Source organism: Massilia orientalis, assembly GCF_030411975.2.
GTDB lineage: Bacteria > Pseudomonadota > Gammaproteobacteria > Burkholderiales > Burkholderiaceae_D > Telluria > Telluria orientalis.
Genome location: NZ_JASNRB020000004.1, coordinates 45,294 through 71,803 on the forward strand (window position 1 = coordinate 45,294; position 26,510 = coordinate 71,803).

The 26,510-nt window shown below is 66.6% G+C and carries 21 protein-coding genes; all 21 read right to left on the minus strand.

What is annotated here, in order from left to right:
• Window positions 1-9 precede the first annotated feature (9 nt).
• Window positions 10-519 (minus strand): nuclear transport factor 2 family protein, encoded by a 510-nt coding sequence (locus QPK29_RS06555; protein WP_371770551.1) that lies wholly within the window; start codon window positions 517-519, stop codon window positions 10-12.
• A gap of 25 nt (window positions 520-544) precedes the next feature.
• Window positions 545-1,183 carry a DUF3313 family protein gene (locus QPK29_RS06560; RefSeq protein ID WP_371770552.1) on the minus strand — a complete coding sequence of 213 codons (639 nt, stop codon included), beginning with the start codon at window positions 1,181-1,183 and terminating at the stop codon, window positions 545-547.
• Window positions 1,184-1,280: 97 nt separating this feature from the next.
• Complete coding sequence (gene tagF, locus QPK29_RS06565; protein WP_371770553.1) at window positions 1,281-1,898, minus strand: type VI secretion system-associated protein TagF; 618 nt, start codon at window positions 1,896-1,898, stop codon at window positions 1,281-1,283.
• Window positions 1,895-5,419, minus strand: a complete 3,525-nt coding sequence (gene tssM, locus QPK29_RS06570) for a type VI secretion system membrane subunit TssM (protein ID WP_371770554.1) — start codon at window positions 5,417-5,419, stop codon at window positions 1,895-1,897. The genes tagF and tssM overlap by 4 nt, the downstream gene beginning before the upstream one ends.
• Window positions 5,420-5,438: 19 nt before the next feature.
• Window positions 5,439-6,746, minus strand: coding sequence for a DotU family type VI secretion system protein (locus tag QPK29_RS06575; RefSeq protein WP_082577566.1), 1,308 nt, complete (start codon window positions 6,744-6,746; stop codon window positions 5,439-5,441).
• 39 nt (window positions 6,747-6,785) lie between these two features.
• Complete coding sequence (gene tssK / locus QPK29_RS06580; RefSeq protein WP_371770555.1) at window positions 6,786-8,117, minus strand: type VI secretion system baseplate subunit TssK; 1,332 nt, start codon at window positions 8,115-8,117, stop codon at window positions 6,786-6,788.
• A 36-nt stretch (window positions 8,118-8,153) separates the two neighbouring features.
• The gene (gene tagH, locus QPK29_RS06585; protein ID WP_371770556.1) at window positions 8,154-9,635 is read right to left on the minus strand and encodes a type VI secretion system-associated FHA domain protein TagH; all 1,482 of its coding nucleotides are present in this window, start codon (window positions 9,633-9,635) and stop codon (window positions 8,154-8,156) included.
• A gap of 44 nt (window positions 9,636-9,679) precedes the next feature.
• Window positions 9,680-11,143, minus strand: coding sequence for a serine/threonine-protein kinase (locus QPK29_RS06590; protein ID WP_371770557.1), 1,464 nt, complete (start codon window positions 11,141-11,143; stop codon window positions 9,680-9,682).
• Between the two features lie 14 nt (window positions 11,144-11,157).
• On the minus strand, window positions 11,158-12,036 hold the full coding sequence (locus tag QPK29_RS06595; protein WP_371770558.1) for a c-type heme family protein: 879 nt from the start codon (window positions 12,034-12,036) through the stop codon (window positions 11,158-11,160).
• A gap of 37 nt (window positions 12,037-12,073) precedes the next feature.
• A complete protein-coding gene (locus tag QPK29_RS06600; protein ID WP_371770559.1) occupies window positions 12,074-12,904 on the minus strand; it encodes a hypothetical protein in 831 nt (276 codons plus the stop codon).
• Between the two features lie 7 nt (window positions 12,905-12,911).
• Window positions 12,912-14,885 (minus strand): type VI secretion system Vgr family protein, encoded by a 1,974-nt coding sequence (locus tag QPK29_RS06605; RefSeq protein ID WP_371770560.1) that lies wholly within the window; start codon window positions 14,883-14,885, stop codon window positions 12,912-12,914.
• A 16-nt stretch (window positions 14,886-14,901) separates the two neighbouring features.
• Window positions 14,902-15,291, minus strand: a complete 390-nt coding sequence (locus tag QPK29_RS06610; RefSeq protein WP_056126754.1) for a DUF4280 domain-containing protein — start codon at window positions 15,289-15,291, stop codon at window positions 14,902-14,904.
• A gap of 10 nt (window positions 15,292-15,301) precedes the next feature.
• Window positions 15,302-16,303: a hypothetical protein gene (locus QPK29_RS06615; RefSeq protein WP_056126753.1), complete on the minus strand. Its 1,002-nt coding sequence runs from the start codon at window positions 16,301-16,303 to the stop codon at window positions 15,302-15,304.
• A gap of 34 nt (window positions 16,304-16,337) precedes the next feature.
• Window positions 16,338-17,348 carry a chymotrypsin family serine protease gene (locus tag QPK29_RS06620; protein ID WP_056126752.1) on the minus strand — a complete coding sequence of 337 codons (1,011 nt, stop codon included), beginning with the start codon at window positions 17,346-17,348 and terminating at the stop codon, window positions 16,338-16,340.
• A gap of 47 nt (window positions 17,349-17,395) precedes the next feature.
• Window positions 17,396-20,098: a type VI secretion system ATPase TssH gene (gene tssH, locus QPK29_RS06625; RefSeq protein ID WP_371770561.1), complete on the minus strand. Its 2,703-nt coding sequence runs from the start codon at window positions 20,096-20,098 to the stop codon at window positions 17,396-17,398.
• A 21-nt stretch (window positions 20,099-20,119) separates the two neighbouring features.
• A complete protein-coding gene (gene tssG / locus QPK29_RS06630) occupies window positions 20,120-21,127 on the minus strand; it encodes a type VI secretion system baseplate subunit TssG (RefSeq protein ID WP_371770562.1) in 1,008 nt (335 codons plus the stop codon).
• Window positions 21,112-22,995, minus strand: a complete 1,884-nt coding sequence (gene tssF / locus QPK29_RS06635) for a type VI secretion system baseplate subunit TssF (RefSeq protein ID WP_371770563.1) — start codon at window positions 22,993-22,995, stop codon at window positions 21,112-21,114. Before tssF ends, tssG begins: the two co-directional genes overlap by 16 nt.
• On the minus strand, window positions 22,992-23,498 hold the full coding sequence (tssE, locus tag QPK29_RS06640; protein ID WP_056126748.1) for a type VI secretion system baseplate subunit TssE: 507 nt from the start codon (window positions 23,496-23,498) through the stop codon (window positions 22,992-22,994). The genes tssF and tssE overlap by 4 nt, the downstream gene beginning before the upstream one ends.
• A complete protein-coding gene (locus QPK29_RS06645) occupies window positions 23,491-24,285 on the minus strand; it encodes a type VI secretion system accessory protein TagJ (RefSeq protein WP_371770564.1) in 795 nt (264 codons plus the stop codon). The genes tssE and QPK29_RS06645 overlap by 8 nt, the downstream gene beginning before the upstream one ends.
• Window positions 24,286-24,447: 162 nt before the next feature.
• The gene (locus QPK29_RS06650) at window positions 24,448-24,939 is read right to left on the minus strand and encodes an Hcp family type VI secretion system effector (protein ID WP_056126746.1); all 492 of its coding nucleotides are present in this window, start codon (window positions 24,937-24,939) and stop codon (window positions 24,448-24,450) included.
• Between the two features lie 74 nt (window positions 24,940-25,013).
• Window positions 25,014-26,501: a type VI secretion system contractile sheath large subunit gene (tssC, locus tag QPK29_RS06655; protein ID WP_160406612.1), complete on the minus strand. Its 1,488-nt coding sequence runs from the start codon at window positions 26,499-26,501 to the stop codon at window positions 25,014-25,016.
• Window positions 26,502-26,510: the final 9 nt, after the last annotated feature.

Here is a 26,510-nt window from a genome sequence, read left to right on the forward strand (position 1 = left end):
GCCGGCTGTTTACTTCGCTGGTGCGGGCGCATCCACGTGCTCATAACTGAAAATGCGTGAGATGCGCCACTGCTTTCCCTGCAAGAGCATCAGATGCGAAAAGTTCGCATGCCCCGCCAGCGTCTCGGGTGCGCCCACGGGCCGCGCATAGAACCGGTGTTCGCCGGTGACGATCGCGCCATACAGCGTCTCGCCCCGGCGCATCGGGAAGAAGCGGATCGTTCCCGGCACGGCTTCGCGACGCAATTTGACCGGCGCGCTCTTCATGCCGTCATTCACCGCGGACAGCGCCTTCTTGCCGATTACCTTGCCGCCACGGTCGTGATAAAACTCGACGTCCGACGCCAGCCAGGCGTTCATGCCATCCGGATCCGCACGGTTATAGGCTTCCCAATAGGCCTTGTCGGCGGCCCGTGCGCCGGCATCCCATGCGGTATCGGCTGCCGGCTGGGCCAGCGCGACGGTGGATGCCATGGCGAGCATGGCGATGGATGTCGAAACTAAACCGCGCGTGAACATGAATTTTCCGGTGAAAGTCCAGGAATTATATCTGTGCAGTATTCACGGATGTTGTATCCCGCCACGCGCCATCGATACGCTCGATGCACGTCGTGATCGCCGCCTTGGCGTGACCGAGCACCGTGTATGAGGCGAAGAATTCGGTGAGGACGTTGCCGTGATCGAAGCAGGTCGCCGCGCCGATGCGGCGGCCGGTGCTGTCGTCGACGGCCTCGAACTCCAGACTCGCGCCGCCGGTTGTGACTGGCCCGACCAGCAGCAGCGTTATCGCGTTGACCATCCGATTGGGTGTTTGGAGTTCGGTCACCGCCACGCGCAGCCGCACCCGGCCTGCCGCACCTGGCGCCGCCGGGATCTTGCTCACCTGACGATGCAGTTCGGTGTCGACATAATCCAGGACTTCGCGCTGCTGCGCATCGTCGAGTCCTTCGATGCGGCCGGAACTCGTCTTGATCAACGGATGTTCCACAACAACTTCGGCGTAGCGTCCCGGGTCGAATCCGGGCTCGCGGAACATCAATACATGCTTGTACCGCGTCGGCGCAAGCGTCTCATACGTGTCGAGAAATCCCGAGCGCGTCATGCCGTTCGTCGCGCACCCGGAAAGCGCTCCCGCGATGCACAGGAACAGTCCACTGCAGATTGATGCGCTTTGCTTGTTCATGGATGGACTCCTCAATCAAACCGGATATACGGTTTGATAATTTTGCTCGTCCACCCTTGGCGGCAGTTGGGGCGTCTCAAGGGAACCACTCAATGGTTCAGTGCCAGGTACCGTCCAGCATCGCTGCAAATCCTTGCGCTCGCGGCATCCCGGCACACGTGAGCATCGTCGGTTCAACGCCGGGCGAACCCGCCGTCCACCACAGGCCATGTCCTTGCAACGCCGCCGCGGCGATGCGCTCGCCCACGTTCGCATCCAGCGCAAACCGCCACGTGCCATTCACCGGCACGGGCTGCGCATCCTTCGCCACCCCAGGCTCCGGCATGCCATCGAACTGCGCCAGCCCGAACGCCGGATCCAGCGACGCCCGCGCCAGATCCTCGACCGCGTCATACCAGGCCACATGCTTGTGAAACCAGTCCAGCAGCGGCGGCGCGCCGACAGCACCGATCATCAGCGGAAAATAGCGCCCGACGCGATCGACACTCGGCATCATCACGCCGCCCAATCCTTCCGGCCCAAGCACCCCGGGCGCAATCGCAAACCGCCACACCGGACTGGTGAGATAGTGATTGAGCCACTGATCTCCCAACTGCTGCTGGCTCGCATGAATGCACTGCTGCAGCCACGCATCCCAGGCCGCGACCAGCCCATCGGGCAGCCCGCGCGACACGAAGTCGCCCAGGGTGGAGACCTTGCCGAAGTACCCGGTCACAGCTTGTCCACGCAGCGGAACTGTTCCAGCGTGGCGCGGCGGAACGGGTTGACGACGCTGCTCGCGGTCAGTTCCAGCGTGGCCTTGCGGCCGTCCGCGTCGAACGTCACGTTGTAGCGCTCCCCCTGCGCCGTGGGCGCCACGGTGGCCTTGTCGAGCATGCGGAACCACGCCCACGGCCCTTCCGTGTGCAGCGAGCCGTGCGCGCTCGCGGGCGTGACGTCGAGACGTACCTGCCCGCCGCCCTTCCCGCTCGGCAGCTGGAACGATGCCGGCGCCAGCGCGCCCGGTGCCGCCGTCAGCGCTTGCCCGTCGATGTCGAGCACGAACTTCGTGATGGCCGGGTCGAGCGACACCGGCTTCAGGTCGAAGCGCATCGATGCCTGGCGGCCGCCGTTCGCGAAGAACGCGTCGCGGATCTTCGCGGCGCGCTGGAATTCGTCCAGCGTCGATTGCGGGATGCCGAGCGTGCCGTCGTTCGCGGTCGCGCGCCAGCGCCACTGGGCGCCGCCCATGTCGACGTATTGCGCGAGGTTCTTCGCGAAGAAGTCGTCGATCAGGCCACCCGGCGCGAACATGCGTCCGAAGTCGTCGGCGGTGACGTCCTGCGCGGCGGATTTCACGATCGGGTAGCGGCCCGCGACGGCCTGGCGGCAGAACTGCGCCGGGCCCGCCGTCCACAAGGCGTTCAGGCGTTCGCGTTCGCTGCCGGACGTGAGGCCCGCGCCGCCGTTGTCGATCGACTTCAGCATCGTGCCCAGCGGCGCCGGTTTGCCGTCCGCCTCGAGCTTCACTTTCGCCAGCGCGTCGCCCGGCGGCGGCGGGGCGCCCGTGCGCTTGGCGGCGGCGGCGCTGTCCAGGTAGACGGCGACGTCCTTCAGCATGCCCAGCGACTGGTCCAGCGGCGACGGCGTCCCCGTCGTCATCTTGTGCAGGTCTTCGAAGTGCGCGTCGACCGGGTTCGCGGCCTTCACCGGTGCGGCGGGCGCGGCATCGTCCGTGCTGGCCATCGCGCTTTCCAGCTTCTTCTTGTACGCGTCCAGCTTGCCCTTGACGGCGGCCGTGACCGATGCGGCCAGCGGTGCGCGCGTAGCCCCCAGCGTCGTCTCCTTGCTGGCCGCGACGAGGAATTTGCGCATCGGCGACTCCGCGCCGGACAGCAGGTTCGTGATGCGCGCGCCCTGCTCCAGCGTGCCGAACGGACGCAGGCTCACGTCGGCCAGCAGCGCATCCCATTGCACGATGTAGTCGTCGTAGTACAGGCGCAGCACGGCCTGGCGGACCTGGTCGCGGTTGCCGGCCTGCGTCGCTTCCTGCTGCGCGAGCACCCAGCGTTCCTTCTCGACGTCGTCCACGGCCTCGTTGCTCATCTCGAGGAACTTCGCGTAGCCGGCGGGCGAGAACATGCCGTTCACGCCGCGCGTGATCGGCTCGCCGCTCTTGCGCACGAAGACGTTCGCGGCTTCGCGTCCGCCCGCGCTGGCGGGGCTGAATTCCGGCAGCTTTTCGCGCACCAGCTGGCGTTTCAGGCGGTTGTAGACGCGCTGTTCGAGCGGCATGCGCGCCAGCGTCAGGCGCGTATCGCTGATCAGTTGCGGATCGAGGCGCGGCATCGCCTGGCCATCGCGGAAGTTTTCCATCAGCGCCAGCTCGTGCGCGGCCAGCGCTGCTTTCTGATCGTCGTTCGCGTCCTTCAGGTTGCGCGCATCGTCCAGCGCGGCCCACGCGGCGACGGATTCGGCATCGAAGTGGCTCGCGTCGCCCAGCATCAGATAGACGCGCAGCACTTCGTACAGGTACTCGGGGCTGTTGGCGGCACTCCTGCGCAACTGGTCTTCCATGCGCTGCTGCAGGCGCGGCAGCAGCGTGTCCTGCAACACCTTGCGGTAGGCGATGCGCGCGGCCTCGCCCAGCTTGTCGCCCTGGTACAGGCCGAAGCGGTTCAGGAACGGCGCGCCCTTGTCGCGGTCGTCGTAGCCGCCCGGCAGCGTGCGCAGCGCGTCGAGCACGGGCAGCAACTGCACCGTCGATCCCTGCGCGGGCAACGCGGCCACCTGTTTGGCGATGTCCGCCGATTTCGCTTCCATGTCCGCGACGTACGCGCGGTTGCGCACATAGCTCGTGATCATGCCGGCACCCAGCAGCACGAACGCGACGGCGATGGCCCCGACCGCGCCCCACTGGATCATGCGCCGGCGCTTTTCCAGCGCGTGGTTCACCCCGGCCAATTCGGCCTCGGGGAAGATCACCTGCTGCAGCAGATGCGTGATGAAGTAACTGCGGCCGCTGGCGGCGTTCGGCGCCAGCGCTTGTCTCTCCAGGCCGAACGACGCGGCCATCGCGCTCATCACGCGGTCCAGCGGGCTGCCTTCCTGCGTGCCGCTGCTGAAGTAGACGCCGCGCAGCAGCGCCTGGCGTTCGTAGCGGTTCGATGCGAACACGTCGTCCAGGAAGCGCTTCAGCACATCCTCGATACCGGCGAACTGCTGCGGGAAGCTGTAGACGAGCGCGCGCTTGTGCGGGTCGCGCTCCTGCTGCATGCGCGCGAGCACGCGTTCCTGCAGGCGCTGTTCCAGCTGCTCGAATTCGGCGGGAAACGCGGCCAGCGCGGCGTCGCCGTCGATCCCGTCCTGCAGCGGAAACGTCATGCCCCACACCTGCGCGCGTTCCTCGCGGCCCAGTGCATCGAAGAATTCGACGAAGCCGCCCAGCAGGTCGCACTTCGTCACGAGCACGTAGACGGGGAAACGCACGCCCAGCTGGTCGTGCAGTTCCTTCAGGCGGTCGCGGATCGCTTGCGCCTGCGCCTGCCGGCCGGCTTCCGTGTCCTGCAGCAGGTCGCTCACGGGCACGGTGACGATCACGCCGTTGATGGGACGGCGGCGGCGGTATTTTTTCAGCAGTTGCAGGAAGCCCGTCCACGCGGCCTTGTCGGCGCCGGCGTTGCTGTCCTGCGTCGTGTAGCGGCCGGCCGTATCGAGCAGCACGGCGTCGTCCGTGAACCACCAGTCGCAGTTGCGCGTGCCGCCCACGCCTTTGACGCCACCTTTACCCAGTGCGTCCGCGAGCGGGAACTTCAGGCCGGACTGCGTCAGCGCCGTCGTCTTGCCGCTGCCCGGCGCGCCGATGAACATATACCACGGCAGCTGGTACAGGCCGCCCTTGGCGCCCGTCCTGGATTTTTTGAGGATCGCGATCGCGTCCTGCATGCGTTTATTTAATTGCGCCACTTCGGCGGTGCCCTCCTCGGGGGCAGGCGCAGGTTTCGCATCCTCGCCGGCCACGCTCTTCATCAGCTCGCGGTTGGCGCGCCACGCCTTGAACCAGCGCCAGCCCAGCCAGCCGGCCCACACTGCGAAGACGATGAAGATGAAGGTCCAGCGCACCGTCTCCGATGCGAACGGATAGTGGCCGTCGTAGGACACCAGCGGTAACTCGAACCAGATGACCAGGGCGAGCAGCAGCGCGCCCAGGAAGGCCAGCACGGCGGGCTTGATCAGCCAGGTGAAGAACTTTTTCATTGCGGTTGTCGTGTTGGTCTCAAGGGGCGGTGGCAGGCGTCAGCAGGACGATCTCCACGCGGCGGTTGCGCGAGCGGCCGGCCGGCGTGTCGTTCGTCCCGAGCGGTTCGGAGTCGCCGCGGCCTTCCACGCTGTAGCGCGCTTCCGGGCCGGCGCGTTCTGCCAGCAGGTCGCGCACGGCGGTGGCGCGGGCCTTCGAGAGTTCGTAGTTGGACGGGAAGCGCGCCGACAGGCCGGGCTGCGTGTTGTCCGTATGGCCAACGACGATCACCTTGCCGGGCACCGTTTTGAGCGCGGCGCCGATGCGGCCCAGCAGGCCGAGGTACGCCCCGGAGACGTCGCCGCTGCCCGACGCGAACACGCCGTCGCCGCGCAGGGTGACGACCGAGCGGTCGGCGCTGTCGACGACGGTGACGAGGCCTTGCGCGATCTCGGGTGCGAGGAACCCAGCGAGACGCGGCACGGTCGGTGCGGGTGCGGCCGGCGTCGCGACCGGCGGCGGCGCCGTTTTCAGCGACAGCAGGTTCGCGAACACGGGGTCGGACGCGTTGCCCAGCCGGTGGCCGAGGAAGAGCTGCAGCAGGATCAGGATGACGGCGGCGCCGGCCGCCATGATCCACACGGGGACCATGCGCCACAGCGGCTCGCCCTTGCCGGTGGCGCCCTTCCAGTGCGGCGACAGCTCGGTTTCGACGGACGTCTTCTGCTGCGCGATCAGCTGTTGCAGGCGTTCGCGCAGCGCGTCCAGCTGGCTGCGGCCGTTGTCGATGACGCGGTAGCGCCCTTCCAGCCCGAGCGCGAGACACAGGTACATCAGCTCCAGCGCGTCGACGTTGTCCTTCGGCGACTGCGACAGCTTTTGCAGGATCAGGAAGAACTTCTCGCCGCCGAACGCCTCGTTATGGAAGGCGACCAGCAGGCTGCGGCTGGCCCACACACCGCCACCGCCCCATGGCGTCGACGAGATGGTCTCGTCCAGCAGGGTGCACAGCGCATAGCGCGCGGCCGCGATCTGGTCGTGGTTCACGTGAGCGGCCTTGGCGCTGGTCTCGAACGTCTTGATCGCTTGAATCAGCTGCATGCGCAGCGCTTCCACGTCCGGATGCGACGCCATGCGGCGCAGCGGCGGCACGAGGTCGAGCAGCGGGTTCGCGGCGCGCACGAGCGGATTCAGGCCCACGCCGTGCAGCTGCGCCGGTGCGCCGGCAGGTTGGGGACGCGGCGGCTCGGAAGCCGGCGGCTGGCTTGGCGCCGTGCGGCGCCCGCCGGGTGCGGGGACCAGCACGGTGCGGTCGGGGTCCTGCATGGGGTTCACGGGATCGCTCAAGCGGTCCTCCTGCTCATTTGCTTACTTGGCTTACTTGGCTTACTTGCGGATGGCCCAGAACTCCATCTGCAGGCCCGGGTACTCGTTCGGGATGTGCATCGCGAAGCCGACGGAGTTCTGCAGCTGGGTCCAGTGCTCGCCCGCCTTGTCGAGTTCAAAATAGGTATAGCCGGCGTGGAACGGCAGCTGGCGCGGCGCCACGGGCAGCGCGCGCAGGGCGATGCCCGGCAGCTGCAGGTTGACCAGGTCGCGGATCTTTTCGATCGACCCGATCTTGACCATGGCCGGGAAGCCGCTGCGCACGGCTTCCGGCGGCATGTGCGCGTTCACGGCGAGCACGAACGTCGCGGTGCGCAGCAATTCCTTGTCCGGCACGACGGCCACGCGGATGCCGAACTGGCGCTCCTCCAGCGTGAGCGCGACGGCGCGCGGGTCGACGACGAGCGACAACGCCGCACGCACGTCCTCGATCAGCGGCGCAAAGCTTTCGTTCAGCCGGTCGTGGCGGTACACGGGATACGCGGCGGCGCGCTTGTCGGGGCGGCTGAACGTCGACAGTTCGCCGGCCAGTTGCGCCAGTTCCGCATACAGCCGCTCCGGATGCAGGCCCGTCATGCCTGCCAGGTGGCCGAACAGCGGCAGGCTGCGGTTCAAGAGCTGCAGCATCAGGAAGTCCGCGATCTCGGCGGCGCCGGCGACGCCGGGCTGGCTCAGGCGTCCGGCCAGCGCCTGCGCACGCTGGCCCAGCAGGCCGACCAGTTCATCGGCAAAGGCCGACAGGCGCGGCGCGGCGCGGAAGTCCAGGCACGACGGGCAGTACGCCGGATCGAGCACGACGCGATTGTCCGGCCGGCGCTCGATCACGCGCGCGATGCCGAGGGTCGTGTATGCGTTGACGACGTCCTTCTCCAGCGCGACGCGCAGGCGCAGGCTGCCCACCTGCATCAGCGCGCTGTTGTCGAGGCCATTGCTGTCCATCGCCTCGTAGTCGACGGGGCGGTGGCGCGCGAAGTTGTCGGGGCCCGGATCGTCGCCGGTCTCCGCGATGCCCATGCGGCGCAGCGGCAGCGCCAGCACGATCAGCGCGTCGCGCGCGTCCTCGGGGATGTCGAGCGGCTCGGGCAGCGCGTCGTCCTGCGGCAGGTTCAGCGTGGTGCCGTCCGGGAGCACGGCGCTCGCCGCCAGCAGCGCGAGCTTGCCCTGGGCGAGCAGCTGCTCGTCGATGACCAGTTTCGTGAATCCCCACGCGTAGGCGCGCACGCCCGCGACGCGTTGTTCGATCACGCCGTGCAGGTAGCGGTCGTGCTGTTGCAGGTGCTGGGGCTGCAGCAGCATGCCCTCCGACCAGATGACTTTACTATTCCAGGACATTCGTTGGCAGTGGTTGGAGTATCGGTTGATGGGAAGTCAGCGGCGCGCCTGGCGCAGCCGCGCGACCTGTTCCTCGTAGGCCTTGCCGAAGGCTTCGCCGAACAGGCGGTGGAAATCGCTGTCCGCCTCGCTGGCCATCTGTGTGTACAGCTCGACCATGCGGTCCCACATCTTGGCCTTGCGGTTCGCCGCGAGCATCTTGTCCATCACGGTCGGCACCTGCAGCCGCGCCTCGATGGCGGCCGGGTCGAAGCGCGCGAGCACGCCTTCCAGCGCCGCGCGCATGCCGGCCATGATCGCCAGCTCGTGCGCCTTCAGGTCGTCGAACGCGTTGGCGAACGCGCGCGCCGGCTGCATATAGCCCGGCATCGTCCCGTTGATCATCTGCGTCAGCGCGCTGTCGGCGTCCGGGAAGAATTTCAGGGGATTGTTGGCGGCGGCCGAGATCATCGTCATGTCCAGGCGGCTCTCGCGCTTGGTCATGGCGCGGCCCATCAGCACGCCCATCGTGCCTGCCGTCGCTTCGCGCAGCATGGCGCCGGCCAGCTCCGCGATCTCCTCGGCGCTGCGCTTCGTGTTCAGTTCGGAGAGGCCCAGGCCGCGCATCAAGGCCTGGATCACGGGGTCGTCAGCGGCCGCGGTGCCCGGGGCGCGCGGTGCGGCTTGCACAGGCGGTGGTGGCGGTGGTGGCGGTGGTGGCGGTGATGGCGGTGGCGGTGGCGGCGGTGCCGCGGGCACGGGCGGCTCGGCCGGCACGAACGCGGTTGCTTCGGCTTCTTCAACCGGCAGCGGCGCCGGCGCCGGCGCCGCTGCGGCCTGCACGCGCGGCGGCAGGAAGTCCGCCAGCGGATCGTAATCGTCCGGAATCGCCATCGCCGCCGCGGCCTGCGCCTGCGGCTGCGGCTGCGGTGCCGCCACGACCGGTGGCGGCGCAAACGGCAACTGCTCCGGCGGCACGTGATCGCTCTCGGCGCCGCGCCAGGCCGGTACGCTCTGTGCGGGCGCCGGTGCGGGGCTGCCGAACAGGTTCAGGCCGAGCGGATCGAAACTCGGGTTCAGCGGATCGCCGCCCACGTCCAGGATGCCGGCATTGGCCAGCGAATCGTCCGGATTCATGGGCAGGTCGGGCGTGACAGGCGGCGGTGGCGGCGCGACCTGAAGGGGCGACGGCGGTGGTGCCGCAGGCATGAACGCCGTCGCCTCGCTCTCCACGCTCGCGAGCAGTTGATAGTCGCCGATGGTGACGCGGTCGCCGTCTTCCAGCTGCACGGAGCGGCCGGCGCCGACGGGGCGGTCGTTCACGAGGCTCGGATTGCTGCCGACGTCGACGAGCCAGAAGCCCTCGTCGCGGTATTCGACGCGCGCATGCAGGCGCGAGATGTACTTGCCGGGATCGTCGAGCACCAGGTCGTTGCCGGGCGCGCGGCCGATGGCGCCGCCCAGCTGGTCGAAGCGCCGCGTCAGCGCCTGGGCCGGCGCCGCATTGCGGTACATGTAGACGCTCAGTGTGATGGGCATTGGGGTCCTGGAGGAATCGATCGATTATACAGTTGCATGGTGACTCAACTCCGCCCCACGTCCTTCAAAAAGCGCGCCCGTTCCTGCGGATCCGGCAGGTTTTCGGCCAGCAGGCGATAGAACTCGTCGGCATTGCCCGTCATCTTGGCTGCGCGCTTGGCCAGCACCTTCGCGATCGGGCCCACGTACACGGCCAGCTTCATCTGCGCCGCCTCCATCTGCTCGGGGCTCAGTTGCAGCAGGGTCGGCATGCCCGTCATCTGCGTCAGTTGCGTCTTGGGCGCACCGGCCTGGCTGCGGCCGCTCATCGTGGCCAGCGTAGACAGGCCGTGCTTCTTCTTGATCTCGCGGACGCTGTCCTGGAACTGCGTGCGGCCCGCATCGGAACCGATGTGCGGCAGCAGCCGGTTGCACAAATCGTCCAGGTCGACCGCATCGCGCGCCGCATTCTTGAGCACCAGTTTCGCGACGGGGCCGATCTGCGTCGACAGCGCCGTCTGCAGGTCCGGGGCCAGGCCGTGCAGCCATTCCGGGGCACTGGTCAGGCTGGACGCACTGCCCGTCGCCGGCATGCTCTGCGACGCACCGGTGGGATGCGCGGGCCGCGCCGGCTCGGGCACGGCCGGACGCTGGAACGCGAGCACGGTGCGCTCGTTGTCCTCGTCGGTGAGCGGCACGCCGCCCGTCTGCTGCATGTAGGCGGCGTTCAGCGCGTCCAGGAACGCTTGCGCATTCGGGTAGCGGTCTTCGATGCGCTTGGCCATCGCCTTCGCGAGCACCGCGTCGAACGCGGGATTCAGCGACGGCTGGCGCTCGCTCGGGCGCGGCGGCATCTCGTGGATGATCTGGTGCATGACGGTCGACGCCGGCCCGCTGAACGGCCGCACGCCCGTCAGCATCTGGTACAGCACGATGCCGACGGCGAACAGGTCGGAGCGGCCGTCGACGGTCTCGCCCTTGAACTGTTCGGGCGACATGTAGCTGGGCGTGCCGATCACGGCGCCCACTTGCGTCAGGGTCGACGACTCGATCTTGGCGATGCCGAAGTCCGTGATCTTGACCTGCGCGTCGCCCGTGATGAGGATGTTGGCGGGCTTGATGTCGCGGTGAACGACGCCGCGCGCATGCGCGTAGTCGAGCGCGCGCAGCAGCTGCGTGATGCAGGTGATGCTGGCCGCAAGGTCCATCGGCACGTCCTTCACGAGGAAGGCGTTCAGCGGCGTGCCGTCCACGTATTCCATCGCGATGTACGTCGTCTCGCCGTACGCGCCGAAGTCGTACACGGCGACGATGTTCGGGTGCACGAGGCGTCCCGACGCCTGCGCCTCGTTGCGGAAGCGGGCGACGATGTCGGCTTCCTGCAGGCCGTCCAGCAATTCGTGCCGGATCGTCTTGAGCGCGACCGTGCGCGCGATGTCGGCGTCGTACGCCTTGTAGACCACACCCATGGCGCCGCTGCCCAGCACGCCGTCGATGCGGTACTTGCCTATCCTGTCGATCGTTGCCATTTACTTTGTCCTGCTTACTCTTCCAGCATCTTCAGCGCGCTATTGAGGCTCGTACGCATGCGGTTGAACGAGCGACCCAGGCCGCTGATCTCGTCGTTGCCCTTGACGTCGAATTCGTCCGCCTCGAACTTGCCCATGCTGACGTCATCCGCGACCGTCGCCAGAACCTTGATGCGGCGCGTGACGAACAAATGCACCATCACGTTGAGCGCGATGAAGACGGCGACGAACACGCCGAACAGCGACGCCATGAACGTTTTAAAAATCGAGTCGGCGCGCGCCAGCGGCACGGCCATCGGCACCGAGATCACCTGCGCGCCCACCACTTCGTTCAGCTTCCAGCCGAAGCCGTTGTTCGGGCCGTAGATGTCGACCATGGTCTTCGGCGCGTCGGCGGCCGTCGTGTGGCAGCCCAGGCAGACCGGGTCCTTGATCTGCAGCGGGCGCGCGATGTACAGGCTGCGGCCCGTCGCGGTATCGCGTTCGCCGACGAATTCCTTCATGTCCGGCTTGTTGCGCAGCGTCTGCACCACGTCCACTTCCCAGTCCGACGCCTTGTCGCGCAAATTGGTCGGGTTCAGCGTCGCTTCCTTGTACGAGAAGTCCGGATAGGATTTCAAGATCACGTTGAGGTTTTCGACGGCCGAATACGACGGCACCGACTGCGGGTGGAATTCGAACTTCATCTGGTTCTTCAGCAGCGGCTGGATCTGGCTCGCGGTGTAGCCGCGCACGCTCTTGGCCGCTTCCAGCAGCAGGCGTGCGTTCTGCAGGGTTTCCTCGCGCGCGCTCTCCTTGAGCAGGCGGTCCGCGACGACGCCGGCGGCGAGGAAGCCGACGGCGAAGATCGACACGAACACCAGGTTGAATTTGGCGGCGATCGAAAGTTTCATGTTGTGTTCTCCTGATTGAATTCTTAGTGGCACGGCGTCAGAACAGTCCATTGTCCGGACGACGGGCCGGGTACAGCACCGGCTTCCAGTCGGGGCTCTGGCCGAGCTTGCGGTCGAGCTGCCTGCGGAAGTCCGGGTCGGACAGGCGCGGCTTGAACCGCGCCACGAAGCGCCGGCGCGCCGGCAAGGTCGACGCCAGCCAGTCGTCGACATCGGCATACGCGGCGTCGCGTTCCTTCACGGGCGCCGCCTTGCCGGCATTCCTGACGCCGGGTACGCGCGCCAGACGGTCGCGGAAGGCCGGCGGCATGGCGCTCACGAAGGCGCGCGGCGGGCGGCTCGTCACCAGCTGCTGCTTGTCGGCGTCGATGCCCGCGTATTGTTCGGTGGCGAGTTTCAGTACCGTGCCGGCCCTGGCCACCTGCTGCTCGCCCTCTTCCGCGAACACGGCATCCAGGCCCTCGCCCGCATGCACGATGGTCGATCCGGACGGCACGGTCACCTGCAACGCGGGCGTGACGACCACGGCGCGGCGGCCTTTCGCATACACCTTGGCCCAGCCCTGCAGCAGTTCCAGCTCGACGGGCGACTTGCCGTCGGGCGCCAGGTTCGCGACGAGCACGCGGCTCTGCGGGCCCAGCGCGACGATCGCATCCGCGCCCGCCTCCACCTGCGCGCCGGCGGTCTCCGTCTCGAGGATGTCGTCCTTCTGCACGGCGACCCCGCTGCCGGCCTTGTACACGGCCGCGCCGCGGATCAGGCGCAGCGGCTGGTCGGCCAGGGTCAGCACGGTGCGCGGCGCGGGCTCCGCGGCCCGTGGGGCGGCGGCGGCGAGCAGCAGGCAGATGAAAAGAAATCGGTAACGCATGGCAGCCTCAATTGATCTTCACGAGCGCGCCTTCGATGGTCATCACGGCACCCGACTTCACCTGCATCATCGCGCCGGCCTTGATCTCCATGTTCGCATCCGACTGCACGGCGATTTCCACCGACTTGATGGTGATCTTGGCGGGCTCGATCTTGATGCTGCTGCCGCCGACCTTCAGCTCGATCGACGTATTCGCCTCGATGACGATCTTGTTGCCGACCTTGACGCTCTGGTTGTTGTCGACCTTGCGGGTCTCGTCGTTCTTGACCGTCGTGGACAGGTTGTTGTCGATCGCGACGGTCTGGTCGTTCTTGACGTGCACCTTGCGGTCGTTGCCCACGTCGAGGCTCTGGTCGTTGGCGATCCCGATCGTCTGGTCGCCCTTGTCCTTCTTCTCGAAGCCGACCTTCAGCGTGTCGTTGTTCTTCACGACGCGGTTGTAATCCTTCTCGGCCTGGACGAAGATCTCCTCGCTGTCCTTCTTGTCCTCGAAGCGGATCTCGTTGAAGCCGTTGCCGCCTTTCGACGTGTTCGACTTGATGGTCGACTTGGTCTGATCGGCCGGCAGCGTGTACGGCGGCATGCTGTCGCCGTTGTAGACGCAGCCCGTCACGAGCGGCCGGTCCGGGTCGCCCTCGAGGAAGCTGACGACGACTTCCATGCCGATGCGCGGCACGAACATCATGCCCCAGCCCTTGCCGGCCCAGCCCTGCTGCACGCGCACCCAGCACGAACTCGTCTCGTCCGACTTGCCGTCGCGGTCCCAGTGGAACTGCACCTTGATGCGGCCGTACTTGTCGGTCCAGATCTCCTCGCCCGCCTTGCCGACCACCATCGCCGTCTGCGGTCCCTGCACGATGGGCTTGCGCGCCGTCGCCGGCGGGCGGTAGCTGTGCTCCTTGCCGATCGCCTCGAACCGGCAGCGGAAATCGATGCCTTCCCGTACGCCATCCGAGCGGTATTCGTTACCGGCGATCTCGGTCTCGGCCGACGTGATCAGGAAGGCGCGGTTCTCATCGGCGCGCGGATGTTCGGACAGCGTGAACAGCGCACCTGTCGTCAGGCCGCGCGCGCTGCCGGCCCCTTCGATCCGTTCACCCTGGCCATGCAGTGTCTCCATGCGTGCGCGGGCGAAGCCGTTGCCGGTACCCGCCTCCTGGTAGCGGCCGGGGTAATCGTAGTGTTCGTAGCTCGCCTGCGAAAACGGCGCCGCCAGCTGGGACTTGACCAGAAGGGCGCCGTTGACGCTGGACGACGCATTCTCGAAGTCGAAGTCGTTCAGCACCATCGCGCTGGGCTGGATCTCGCCACCGGGGACCAGGCGCGTCACCGCCTCTTCCAGCGGAGCGCGTCCCTCTTCCTCGTCGCGGAACAGGATGGTGTCGTAGCCGCTCACGGCCGCGTGGGCGCCGTAGCCATCCGCCAGTACCATCGTGTGCTTGCTTTCCGCGTGCGTGAAGTAGAAGTAGATACCCTCTTCCTCCAGCAGGCGGCAGACGAAATTGAAGTCGCTCTCGCGGTACTGCACGCAGTAGTCGCGCACGGCCGGCGCAGCCGCCAGCATACCCTGGTCCAGTTCGATCGCGACGCCATACGCCTCCAGCACGGCCTTGACGATGCCGAGCGCGTCCTTTTGCTGGAAGATGCGGCAGTTGGTGGCACGCGTCAGCAGCCACAGGGTCGGGCGGACGATCGCGAGATAGGACGGTTTGCCATCGCGCCAGCCCTGGTAGGAAAAGCGCGTCACGATGCCGTTGAAATGGCGCTGCCCGCCCTCCGGCAGGTCGAGGCTCACGGTCATGCCCTTGCCCAGGATGTCGGCGATCTTGATGTCGCTCCGCTCGGAGGCGAGCTCGATGCGGAATTCCGACAGACGGCCCAGCGCCTCGCTGCATTGCATGCGCTTGAACAGCAGGACGTCGGCGCCGAGGGCGGTCTTGACGGCGACTTCGCGGTGGGTCTGGTTGGGCAGGATGGGCATGCGAAAAACGGACGGGTTAGGGAATCATGGTCTTGACGGTGCCGGCATTCGTGAAGCCGATCACGCCGCCCCAGTTGCACATGCACTTGGAGACATTGTCGAGCGCCGGCATGTTGGCGATGAGGACCGTGGGCGCGCCGGGCACCCACGGCGCGGACGTCGCCGGCACGCACGGCATGGGCGTGAGCACGCCCAGCGCCGCGGCGGTGGCCGCGGCCACCGTCGGATTGGCCGGCGAGTTGCACACCCCGAACGGCATGATGTTCACGAGCGGGATGTGGTCCATGATGTTGGCGGCGGGCGGGCCCTCCGCGAGCACCTTGTTCTTGGGCAGGACGACGAGCGACGACGGTGCGGCACCGAACGTGCAGGTCATCATCGCACCCATGGACACCTGGTTGGGCATACGCTTTCTCTCACGCGATGGACAGGAAACTGACGTCCAGTTTGATCTTGTCGGTCCGGCCCTGCAGGACGTTGTCGAGATTCGTCACCTGCGCACCCTGGCATGCATCGCACATCGCGTTCTCCGAGACCACCTTGTTCGTTTTCAGTCCGAGAATGGCGATGTCGATCGAGCTGACGGTATCTGCCACAAGGATCTGACGCAGTAGGACGCCCAGCCGCTCAAACTGGAAAATCTCCATGTGGGTCTGGTCGCCTTCCTGCTTGCGCATCGTCTGGGCCGAGTACACCTGTTTATGCCGCATCATGTTGCCCGTGAAGCTCACCACGCGCAGGACCTGGCCGAACGCGTTGGCGATATCCGCCACCATCGCCCCGAGCAGGCACGAACCGCCCGAGTCGACGTCAAGGGTAAAGAATTTCTGGTCGGCCTGGATCTTATTCAGCTTCGAGAGCCGCTTGCTGGGCGGGACATGGCTCTCCTCGTCGAGGTAGGCGAGGAAACGTTGTTCTGCCGTTTGCAGGCCGCTCCAGTTTCTCGACGTGTCCCCCGCCAGCCGGAACGCCGGGTAACCGCCGCCGTGCGTGATGCTGGTGAGGGTGATGCCCGTCTCATGCAGCGAAGCCAGCGATCTTCCGGGCATGGGATTGGTCGTGGCATACCGCGCCGCCGCGATGCCTTTTCCCAGCGCCGTGACCAGCAGGCGGACGAAATAGGACCGGCCCGTGTTGATGTTGCCAAACGTGGAAATGGCGTGACCATTGCAGTCATAGTCCCGCATGCTCCATCCCTTGGTCACGACCAGCCTGTGCACGAGCCACTCGGCCTCGGGGCCGGACAATTGAACCTCCTCCAACGGGTTGGCGGGGAGCGTCACGACGCCTTTGAGGCCGCGCCGCGCAAAGATCCACTCCCAGCCTTCCCCGTCATGGACTGCCGAGACGAATTGGTGAAATTCCCACTCTTGGGCACAGTCGTCGATGACTTTCTCGACCACGGTCAACAGGTTCATATCCAGGTCTCCAGATCAGGTGGGCACGAATGAATCAGGGCAGACGCACGTCGAGCAGGTCAAACACGACATCGATCGGCGTCGCGATGCCGCCACCATCCTTCCCGCCGCCGTGCATGATGCCGATGATGTCGTTGTCGGCGTTGAACAATGCCGAGCCGGAATCGCCTGGAATCTGGAATTCCTCGCGCAACCCGGTGACCTTCACTTCCAGCTGGCTCGCGAAGTTGATGTCGCCGCCAAAACGCGCGTGCGGCACGGTCTTGTTCGCCGCGATGTCGACGATGCGCCCCGTCGTCACGCGCGACGCCGTACCGCGTTTCCATACCTCGTCGCCGACGCGCACGACGCTGGAGCTCAGGCGCAGTGCCGTGCCTTCGGGCGTCCTGTTCGCAAAGAGGACCCCCGGCTCCAGATAAGCGACGGCGGCATCGATGCGGTGATCGAGGATGCCGCGGTCATAGGTCGCGACCTTGTCGGAAGCGCTGGCGCCATTCCCTTTCGACGGTTGCAGGATGATGGGCTTGTCCTTGTTGGTGGAACCGAATTCGGCGCGCATCACGTGCTCGTTCCCGAGGATCATCGGCCGGTCGGTCTTGTTACACAACACAAAACAGGCGATGCTCCCGGGGCCAGGATGGTTGCCGCCGCTGATGCTCACGCCGATGAGCAGGGGACGGTGGCGGGCCAGGTCCGGCGGGCTTGGATTGGCCGGATCGAGACTCTTGATCAGCTTGTTCAGGCTCGACAGCACCAGGTACGACAGGTCCCCTTTGTAATCGTTGACGATCTGCGTGAACGAACGACGGTTGTCGGCCGGGATGAACAAGGCTTCGAGCAGACCGATGGCCCGGATCAGGTCGCGGATCTCCTTCGTCGCTTCCTTTTTCATATGCAGGCTGTTGCTCAACGCCGTCCGGGCCTGCGTCGACAATTTGCCGAGCTCCGTGTCCAGGCGTGTCAGCAAGACGCCCTTGTACGACGAACTCGTCTTCTTGATGGTGGCCTTGATTTCCTTCAGTCGATCATCAGCGCTTTTATTCATGAGTGTTGTCCTTGTTATTAAAGATCCGCGTACCCGGTCCGGTCATGTCAGGCGAAGGAATAGGAGAACTCGCCATCCGCCACGCCGACGGTGACGCCGGCGACGCTCGCGCCTTCCATCATGCGCGTCAGGAATTCCCGCGACATCGCCGGCAGCATCGTGTTGGTGAGGATCGCGTCGATCATGCGGCCGCCCGACTCGCTCTCGGTGCAGCGCGACACCACGAGCTTGACGACGTCGTCCCCGTACCCGAACGGGATCTTGTAGCGCGCCTCCACGCGCTTCTTGATGCGGTCGAGCTGCAGCTTGACGATCTTGCCCAGCATGTCGTCCGACAGCGGGTAGTACGGGATCGTCACGATGCGGCCCAGCAGCGCCGGCGGGAATACCTTCAGCAGCGGCGCGCGCAGCGCACTGGCCATGCCGTCCGGGTCCGGCATCAGGTCCGGGTCCTTGCACAGGCCCGCGATCAGGTCCGTGCCCGCGTTCGTCGTCAGGATGATCAGGGTGTTCTTGAAGTCGATGAAGCGGCCCTCGCCGTCTTCCATGAAGCCCTTGTCGAACACCTGGAAGAACATCTCGTGCACGTCGGGGTGCGCCTTTTCCACTTCGTCGAGCAGCACCACCGAGTACGGCCGGCGGCGCACGGCCTCCGTCAGCACGCCGCCTTCGCCATAACCGACGTAGCCCGGGGGCGCACCTTTCAAGGTCGACACCGTGTGCGCTTCCTGGTACTCGCTCATGTTGATGGTGATGAGGTTCTGCTCGCCGCCGTACAGGGCTTCCGCCAGCGCCAGCGCCGTTTCCGTCTTGCCGACGCCGGACGTACCGGCCAGCATGAACACGCCGATCGGCTTGTTCGGGTTGTCCAGGCCCGCGCGCGACGTCTGGATGCGCTTGGCGATCATCTCCATCGCATGGTCCTGGCCGATCACGCGCTGGCTCAGCGTGGAAGCAATGTTGAGAATCGTCTCCATCTCGTTCTTCGCCATGCGGCCGACGGGAATGCCGGTCCAGTCGCCGACGACGGCCGCCACGGCCTGGTAGTCGACGGTCGGCAGGATCAGCGGGGTCTCGCCCTGCAGCGCCGTCAGCTTCTCCTGCACGGCTTGCAGCTGTTCCTTCAATGCGGCGCGTTCCGCCTCGTTCTGCGCCGGTTCCGCGGCAGCCGTTTCGAGCTTCGATCCCGTGCCCTCGACCGGCTGCGCGCCGTCGCGCAGCTGCGCGCGCAGCGCCAGCAGTTCGTCGACGAGCGCACGCTCGTCGTTCCAGCGCTGTTCCAGGCCCGCCAGGCGTTCCTTCTCGGCCGCCAGCGCGACCTCCGTCTCGTGCGCGCGTGCACCCACTTCGATGCCGATCGCGCCTTCGCGGCGGATGATGTCCATCTCGACGTTCAGCGCGTCGATGCGCTTGCGGCTGTCGTCCACCTCGGCCGGCGTCGCGTGCAGGCTCACGGCCACGCGCGCGCATGCCGTGTCGATCAGGCTCACGGATTTATCGGGCAGCTGGCGCGCGGGGATGTAGCGGTGCGACAGGCGCACGGCCGCTTCCAGCGCCTCGTCGAGGATCTGCACCTGGTGGTGCTTTTCCATCGTCGACGCCACGCCGCGCATCATGCGGATCGCGCGCTCCTCGCTCGGCTCGTCGACCTGGATGCTCTGGAAGCGGCGAGTCAGCGCCGGGTCCTTCTCGATGTGCTTCTTGTACTCGGCGAACGTGGTCGCGCCGATCGTGCGGAGCGTGCCGCGCGCCAGCGCCGGTTTGAGCAGGTTGGCCGCATCGCCGGTACCGGCCGCGCCGCCGGCGCCGACCAGCGTATGGGTCTCGTCGATGAACAGGATGATCGGCTTCTCACTGGCCTGCACCTCGTCGATGACGGAACGCAGGCGCTGTTCGAACTCGCCCTTCATGCTGGCGCCGGCCTGCAGCAGGCCCACGTCCAGCGCCAGCAGCTGCACCTCTTTCAGCGACGGCGGCACGTCGCCGCGCGCGATGCGCTGGGCAAAACCTTCCACGACGGCCGTCTTGCCGACGCCGGCCTCGCCGATCATGATCGGGTTGTTCTGGCGGCGGCGCATGAGGATGTCGACCATCTGCCGGATCTCGTCGTCGCGGCCCACGATCGGGTCCATCTTGCCGCCGCGGGCCTGTTCCGTCAGGTCGACCGTGAATTTCTTCAGCGCTTCCTGCTTGCCCATCTGCGCCGGGGCGATCGCGCCGGATGCCTCGCCGGGTGCGGCGGCCTGGAAGCCGTCGCTGGCCGCCATCTTCGCTTCCGGCGAGTCCTTCAGCAAGGTGCCGAAGCGGTCGGACAGGTCATCGGCCTTGATCCGCTCGAACTGGCGGCTGATCGCGTACAGCGCGTTGCGCAGGTTGGAGGTCTTGAGCATGCCGAACACGAGGTGGCCGCTGCGCACCGACGATTCGCCGAACATCAGCGTGCCGAACACCCATGCGCGTTCCACCGTCTCTTCCAGCTGCGACGACAGGTCCGTCACCGACGTGGCGCCGCGCGGCAGGCGGTCCAGCTCGGCCGTCACGTCGCGTGCGAGCACGGCGGCGTCCAGTTCGTAGTGGCGGATGATGCGGTGCAGATCCGAGTCCTGCAGCTGCAGGATCTGGTGCATCCAGTGGACCATCTCCACATACGGATTGCCGCGCAGCTTGCAGAACACCGTGCTGCTTTCGATCGCGCGGTAGCACAGCGCGTTGAGTTTTCCAAACAGTGCGACACGGGAGATTTCGGCCATGATCGGTTCTTTCGCGTGGGGTCAGCCCTGGCGGGCGGTCGGGTTGATCAAGAGTTGACGGGCATCGCGCACGGCCGGGCCGCTCGCGAGATAAGTGGTCCAGCCGAGGCGGCGCGCGCCCAGCGTGAGCGGAGGAACTTCGGGGCGCTTGAGCACGAGGCGCACGTCCCAGTCGAGCACCGTGCCGGCATAGCTCTTCACCCAGTCGACGACGCGCGTCATGCTGGCGCCGCCGGGCAGCATGCGCTCGTAGTCGTCGTAGTCGAGGGGGCCGATCACGAGCCGGAACTTGTGCTGGCAATCCCAGACCTTCGTCCCCAGCACGGCGGACGTGCCGAGGCGGTTGCCGCGGTCTTCCATGCCGATGCGGGTCTGGCCGTCCAGCGGGATCTTCATCCAGTGGCCGACGAACTGTTCGAGTTCGACGGGCAGCTTGAAGTACGCGCGCAGGATGGTCACGAGGCCTGCCGCCGGGCGGCGCTGGTTGGCCATCAGGCCCGCGAAGTGCAGCTTGGCGAAGTCGCCGATCTCGTCGCGTCCGCGCAGGGCCGGCGCACCGATGCCGAACAGGCTGCCCACGTAATCGGCGAAGCGGTCGCTGTCCGGGCGGTCCAGGCTGACGGCCGGGTCGGCCTCGGCGCGGGCGCGGTAGAACAGCGACACCATCCGGTGGTGGAACACGTCCATGAACGCCACCAGTGTGTGGTCGTTATGGTTGCGGGCGCGGTCGCGCGCGTACTCCGTCAGGTGCAGCGGCAGCGGGCCGTTGGCGCCGAACAGGCCGAAGAAGTTGACGGCCAGGCGCGCGCGCGCGTCGCCCGTGGCGGGCGTGAATCCGGCCACGGCGCCGGGCTCGAAATTCAGCGACGGATCGCGCCCGAAGCGCACGGCGTCGTCGCGCGGGCGCAGCGACGCGCCGATGCGCGGCTTGTCCGGATGCGCGTTCTCGAGCAGGCGCAGGGCCTGGAAGAAGTCCATCGCGGCGCCCGCGTCCTCGAGCTGGCGTTCGACGTCTACAGGATCGCGCATGCGCCCTCCGCCGCCTTCCAGCGCATGATCTCGCCGCGGCCGACGGTGCGCACGACGGTCTCGGCGAACGAATTGATCGACACGTATTGCGTGAAGAAGTGGCTGAGCACCCCGCCCAGCACGAACGCGCCGGCGCCTTCGAACGCGCCGTCGTCCATCGTCACCGTGATCTCCAGGCCGCGTCCGAACGTGATCGGTCCCGGTGCCGGCATGCGCCGCGTGACGGTTTTCGACGAGACCGAGCGCACGCCCTCCACCTGGCGCTGGCTCGTCAGGTCGAGCGGATGGCAGTACAGCGCGAGCAGTTCGCGCAGGGCGCGCGCGCCCTGGTCCGGGTCGGTGTCCGCCAGCGACAGGTAATTCAGCGACAGCTGGTTGATGAGGCGCCATGCCACGCCGCCCTCGGCGAACGACGGGAACGGCTGGCTCGGGCCGCCCAGCACGCGCACCGACTGCACCGGCCCGCCCTGCTCCAGGATGAAATCCGTCTTGCCGACGCCGAGCGACATCGACAGCGGCAGGTCGCGGTTCGTGCACCATACGACAAGCCCCAGCTGGCGCAGGTTATGGTGGTATGGCGCTTCCCTGGCATCGACGAGCGTGATGAACGTCTCGGAACCAATGTACGACGAGCGCGGACCGCGCTGGCGCTGGCGTTGCGACAGCAGGCGCGGCTCGCGCCGGATCTGGTAATAGGCCTGGCCCGCCACGGTCGCGGCGCCCAGGTCGCGCGCGCTGTACAGCGGATGGAATTCCTGTTCGGCGTCGGTGCCGGTACCGTAGCCCGTCACGCTCTCGACCTGGTGCACCTCGAAGTCCATCGGCCGCGTGCGGTCGGGCAGCACGTGGTATTCGAACTGGTCGCCGGTCAGGTTGATGCGGTCGGCGCGGCGCTGGAACAGGTTCACGACAGGCGTGCAGTTCAGCGCAAAATTGCTGTGGTCGAGCGCTTGCTCCAGGCGGGCATCGCCGCGCGACAGGAGTACGATGATCTCGAGCTCCTGCTCCGCGCAGGCGGCCACTGCGGATTGCAAGCCCGCCAGCTCGACGAACAGGAAGCGCTGCGCGAATGCGAAGTATTCCTGCAGCAGGCGGTAGCCCTGGAAGCTGCGCTGGCCGCTGGGCAGCAGCGCGTCGTCCTCCGCGAAGCCGCGCGGGCGCAGGGCCGTCTTCGGCAACAGCGCGTGGCGCCCGGCCGGACGGCTGCCCGGCATCACGAGGACGCCTTCGACGGCGCCCAGCAGCTTTTCGTAGATCTGGCCCGGCATCTCGTCGCTGCCGCGCAGGTGCAGCGCGAGGCGGTCCAGTCCCAGTTTGGCGAACGGCATGCCGTTGGTGGTACGCAAGCGCAGGCGCAGCCCCGCCTTCACGTTCGCGGGCAGGCGCGCGTCGACGCCTTCGATGCGGCCGCCGTTCGTGAAGAATTTCGCTTCGACGAGTTCGACCGGCCACAGCGTGACCTCGTGCGCCGTGCGGTATTCGCAGGCGGTGGCGTCGTCCTTGCCGAGGACGCTGCGCATCGCTGCGCCGCGCGGAATGCGGTAGCCCGCGTTCAGCGCCGGGTTCGCGAGATCGGGCTGCAGTTGCACGATCGCCATCGACGGCGTCGGTGCGAGGAAATGCGGGTAGACGAGTTCCGACAGGTGCTGGGTGAAGCGCGGGAACTCGGCGTCGATCTTCATCTGCACGCGCGCCGCCATGAAGGCGAAGCCCTCCAGCAGGCGCTCGACGTACGGGTCGGCGCACTCGAAGCCTTCCAGGCCGAGGCGGCCGGCGATCTTCGGGTACTGGACCGCGAACTCGCCGCCCATCTCGCGCAGGTGCTGCAGCTCCTGGCTGTAGTAGCGAAGCAGGCGTGGGTTGGTCATGTCCGTGCGCCGGAAAATTCGGTGAGGCTGATCTGCGCAAGATCGAGATCGAGTTCGGTCTTGAGGAACAGGCGCTCGGGATACGGTTGGGCCCACATGTCGGCCTGGATCTCGAACATGATCTTGCTGATCGATTCCTGCTGCGGCACGACCTTGACGGTCACGGACGAGCGGATCAGGCGCGGTTCGAAATCCCAGATGGCCTGGCGGATCGCACGTTCCAGGTCGGCCGCGCTCATGTTCGCCAGCGACGCGCCGGACATGTCGGGCATGCCGTAATTGAGGACGGAGCTCGCCAGGTGCGGCAGGCGCGGCACGTCGGAAACGGACAGCAGGTTGGTCGTGTTCAGCAGCCACGCGAGGTCGCGCAGCACGCCTTCGCGCAGGCTGCGCACCGACAACACGCGCCGTTCGCGCGACTCGACCGCCTGGTCGGGTTCATCGTCGGTGAGGCGGTCGAGCAGCGAAGGTTGCAGGCGCTCGCGCGGTGCCAGTTCAGCCATGGTCGCCGGTATTGTCGTTCGGGTCGAATTCGATCAGGCGCGCGTCCATCAGCGGAAAGTCGTTTCCGCCGTCCGTCAACATGCGCTGGCCGAGCGGAAACTCGCCGGTCCACTCGGTCTTGTGGGCCAGCTTCAGCGCGTCGTCGGACGCGTCGACGCTCCCCGGGTAACGGGTCGGGATCAGCCCGACGGCCTGGGCGCCGTTGGTCCAGGTGAAGGTAGCGGCCGTCCAGACGGCGTCGCGCAGGTCGGCCGGCGGGTCGATCTCGATGCGCGCAATGCGCATGAACGGCACCCATACGTAGCGGCCGTTGACGATCACTTCCAGCACGGGGCCCAGGCGGCCGTCGGCATCGGCCAGCCAGTCGAAGCGCGTGCCGTCGATGGTGCCGGGCGACGCGGGCGCGGCGTCGAACGCGGCGGCGCGCAGGCCGGCGGCGGCATCCGGATCGGTGGCATCCAGCTTGAGGGCTTCGGCCAGCTGGGCCATCCAGGGCTGCGGCTCGCCGAAGATCACGGGGGCGCGGCGGCCGGCAAAGATTTCGGCACGCAGGGCTTCGCACTGGATCGCCTCGCGATAGGTCTGCACCATCGGCAGCGCGCCGGCATCCATTTCGCCCGCGACGTTCAGCTGCGTCAGGGCGCGATTCCACTGGCCCAGCACGGACAACAGCTGGAACAGGAACACGCGCAGCTTCGCGTCGCCACTGTTCTTGCGCACCGCATCCTGCAGCGCGGCGAGGGCGCCGGCCAGGTCTCCATCACGAATCAGCTGTTGCGCAAGCATCGCACGTCCCCATCAAAAAAAGATTCTATTCACCGGCCTTTCGGGGGCCTCGCAAAACCGTAGCGAGCGGCGGCAGATTCAGCCGAGAAGCGCAGCTGTACGAGTAGTACAGCGAGCATCGCAGGCCGAATCTGCAACGCGCAGTAGGTTTGGCGACGCCCCTTACACTGCCGCGTTCTCGGCGATGTTCCAGGCGAAGGTCTTGTCGCCTGCCACGGTGCCCTTGCTGTCCTGCGGGGTGTACGCGAACGTCACCTTGCCGAAGTTCAGCGTGACGTTCTCGGTCAGGCGGTCTTCGCCGCCGCTGCCGCCGGTCGAGATCGAGGTCACCAGGACTTCTTCCATGGTGATCAGGATGTACTTCTGCTGGCCTTCGCCGGCTTTACGCACCATCAGCACGGCCTTGTCGAGGTGCGAACCCTTGGCCAGGGCGGTCATCAGCGCGTTGGACGAGCTGTCGACGTACTTGGTGAACGAGATGTCCTGGAAGTTGGCCTTGCCGGCGCCGCCGCCACCGCCCATGTGGGTGGTGCCCGACTGGCTCATGCCCCAGCTCCAGGCCAGGATGTCGATGTCGCCCTTCGGACCCTGGACCTTGTCGCGCGACTCGCCCTTGATCTTGTCGCCCATGTTGATGAACATATCCAATGCCATGTCTTCTTCTCCTTGTTGGTTGTACTTCCGAATACGCGCGGACGGTTTGTTCCGCGCGGGACTTCAAAAAACGGTCAGGCTTTCGCCGACGGCAGCTTCGACACGAGGCGCAGCGACACGGTCAGGCCTTCCAGCTGGTAGTGCGGACGCAGGAAGAACTTGGACGTGTAGTAGCCCGGGTTGCCTTCGACTTCTTCCAGCACCACTTCGGCCGCGGCCAGCGGTTTCTGGGCCTTGGTCGTTTCGCTGGAGCTGCCCGGGTCGCCGTCCACGTACTGCATGATCCACTTGGTCAGCCAGCGTTCCATCTCGTCGCGTTCCTTGAACGAGCCGAGCTTGTCGCGCACGATGCACTTCAGGTAGTGGGCGAAGCGGCAGGTCGCGAACAGGTACGGCAGGCGCGCGGCCAGGGCGGCGTTGGCGCTGGCGTCCGGGTCGTCGTACTCGGCCGGCTTGTGCAGCGACTGCGCGCCGATGAAGGCGGCGAAGTCCGTGTTCTTCTTGTGTACCAGCGGCATGAAGCCGTTGGCGGCCAGTTCCGCCTCGCGGCGGTCCGAGATCGCGATCTCGGTCGGGCACTGCATGTCGACGCCGCCGTCATCGGTCGGGAAGGCATGCACCGGCAGGCCTTCGACCGCGCCGCCGGACTCGATGCCGCGGATGCGCGAGCACCAGCCGTATTCCTTGAACGAGCGGTTGATGTTGACGGCCATCGCGTAGGACGAGTTGGCCCACGTGTAGTTCTTGCTGCCCTCCGCGCTGGTGTCTTCCTCGAAGTCGAATTCCTCGACCGGGTTGCTCTTGGCGCCGTACGGCTGGCGCGCCAGGAAGCGCGGCATGGTCAGGCCGACGTAGCGCGAATCCTCCGACTCGCGGAACGAGCGCCATGCGGCGTGTTCCGGGGTCTGGAAGATCTTCGTCAGGTCGCGCGGGTTGGCCAGCTCGTTCCACGACTCCATCAGCATGACGGACGGCGCGGCGGCCGCGATGAACGGCGCGTGCGCGGCGGCAGCCACCTTGGCCATCGACGACAGCAGCTCGACGTCCGGCGCGCTGTTGTCGAAGTAGTAGTCGGCCACGATGGAACCGAACGGTTCGCCGCCGAACTGGCCGAATTCTTCCTCGTACATCTTCTTGAAGATCGGGCTCTGGTCCCAGGCCGTGCCCTTGAACTTCTTGAGCGTCTTGCCCAGGTCGTTCTTCGAGATGTTCATCACGCGGATCTTGAGCATCTCGTCGGTTTCGGTGTTGTTCACCAGGTAGTGCAGGCCGCGCCAGGCGCTTTCGACCTTCTGGAACTCCTCCGTGTGCATGATCAGGTTGACCTGCTCGGTGAGCTTCTTGTCGAGCGCCGCGATCAGGCTCTGGATCGTGCCCAGCACGTCGCTGGTGATCAGGTTGGTGCCGGCGAGCGCCTGCTCGGCCAGCGTGCGCACCGCGACTTCGACCGATTCCTTGGCCTTGTCGGATTGCGGCTTGAATTCCTTTTGCAGCAGCGCGCCGAAGTCGCTCATCTCGAGCGTACCGGACTCCTGCTGGCTTTGTGCTAACGCTTCGGACATTCTGTTCTC

Coding starts and splice junctions, on each gene's coding strand:
- QPK29_RS06645 (WP_371770564.1), bottom strand. CDS start 24,285: ATGCTTGCGCAACAGCTGATTCGTGATGGAGACCTGGCCGGCGCCCTC.
- QPK29_RS06555 (WP_371770551.1), bottom strand. CDS start 519: ATGTTCACGCGCGGTTTAGTTTCGACATCCATCGCCATGCTCGCCATG.
- tssK (WP_371770555.1), bottom strand. CDS start 8,117: ATGTCCTGGAATAGTAAAGTCATCTGGTCGGAGGGCATGCTGCTGCAG.
- QPK29_RS06605 (WP_371770560.1), bottom strand. CDS start 14,885: ATGCCCATCCTGCCCAACCAGACCCACCGCGAAGTCGCCGTCAAGACC.
- tssE (WP_056126748.1), bottom strand. CDS start 23,498: ATGGCTGAACTGGCACCGCGCGAGCGCCTGCAACCTTCGCTGCTCGAC.
- QPK29_RS06595 (WP_371770558.1), bottom strand. CDS start 12,036: ATGAAACTTTCGATCGCCGCCAAATTCAACCTGGTGTTCGTGTCGATC.
- tssC (WP_160406612.1), bottom strand. CDS start 26,501: ATGTCCGAAGCGTTAGCACAAAGCCAGCAGGAGTCCGGTACGCTCGAG.
- tssH (WP_371770561.1), bottom strand. CDS start 20,098: ATGGCCGAAATCTCCCGTGTCGCACTGTTTGGAAAACTCAACGCGCTG.
- QPK29_RS06610 (WP_056126754.1), bottom strand. CDS start 15,291: ATGCCCAACCAGGTGTCCATGGGTGCGATGATGACCTGCACGTTCGGT.
- tssF (WP_371770563.1), bottom strand. CDS start 22,995: ATGACCAACCCACGCCTGCTTCGCTACTACAGCCAGGAGCTGCAGCAC.
- QPK29_RS06615 (WP_056126753.1), bottom strand. CDS start 16,303: ATGAACCTGTTGACCGTGGTCGAGAAAGTCATCGACGACTGTGCCCAA.
- QPK29_RS06620 (WP_056126752.1), bottom strand. CDS start 17,348: ATGAATAAAAGCGCTGATGATCGACTGAAGGAAATCAAGGCCACCATC.
- tssG (WP_371770562.1), bottom strand. CDS start 21,127: ATGCGCGATCCTGTAGACGTCGAACGCCAGCTCGAGGACGCGGGCGCC.
- QPK29_RS06560 (WP_371770552.1), bottom strand. CDS start 1,183: ATGAACAAGCAAAGCGCATCAATCTGCAGTGGACTGTTCCTGTGCATC.
- tssM (WP_371770554.1), bottom strand. CDS start 5,419: ATGAAAAAGTTCTTCACCTGGCTGATCAAGCCCGCCGTGCTGGCCTTC.
- tagH (WP_371770556.1), bottom strand. CDS start 9,635: ATGCCCATCACACTGAGCGTCTACATGTACCGCAATGCGGCGCCGGCC.
- QPK29_RS06590 (WP_371770557.1), bottom strand. CDS start 11,143: ATGGCAACGATCGACAGGATAGGCAAGTACCGCATCGACGGCGTGCTG.
- QPK29_RS06650 (WP_056126746.1), bottom strand. CDS start 24,939: ATGGCATTGGATATGTTCATCAACATGGGCGACAAGATCAAGGGCGAG.
- QPK29_RS06600 (WP_371770559.1), bottom strand. CDS start 12,904: ATGCGTTACCGATTTCTTTTCATCTGCCTGCTGCTCGCCGCCGCCGCC.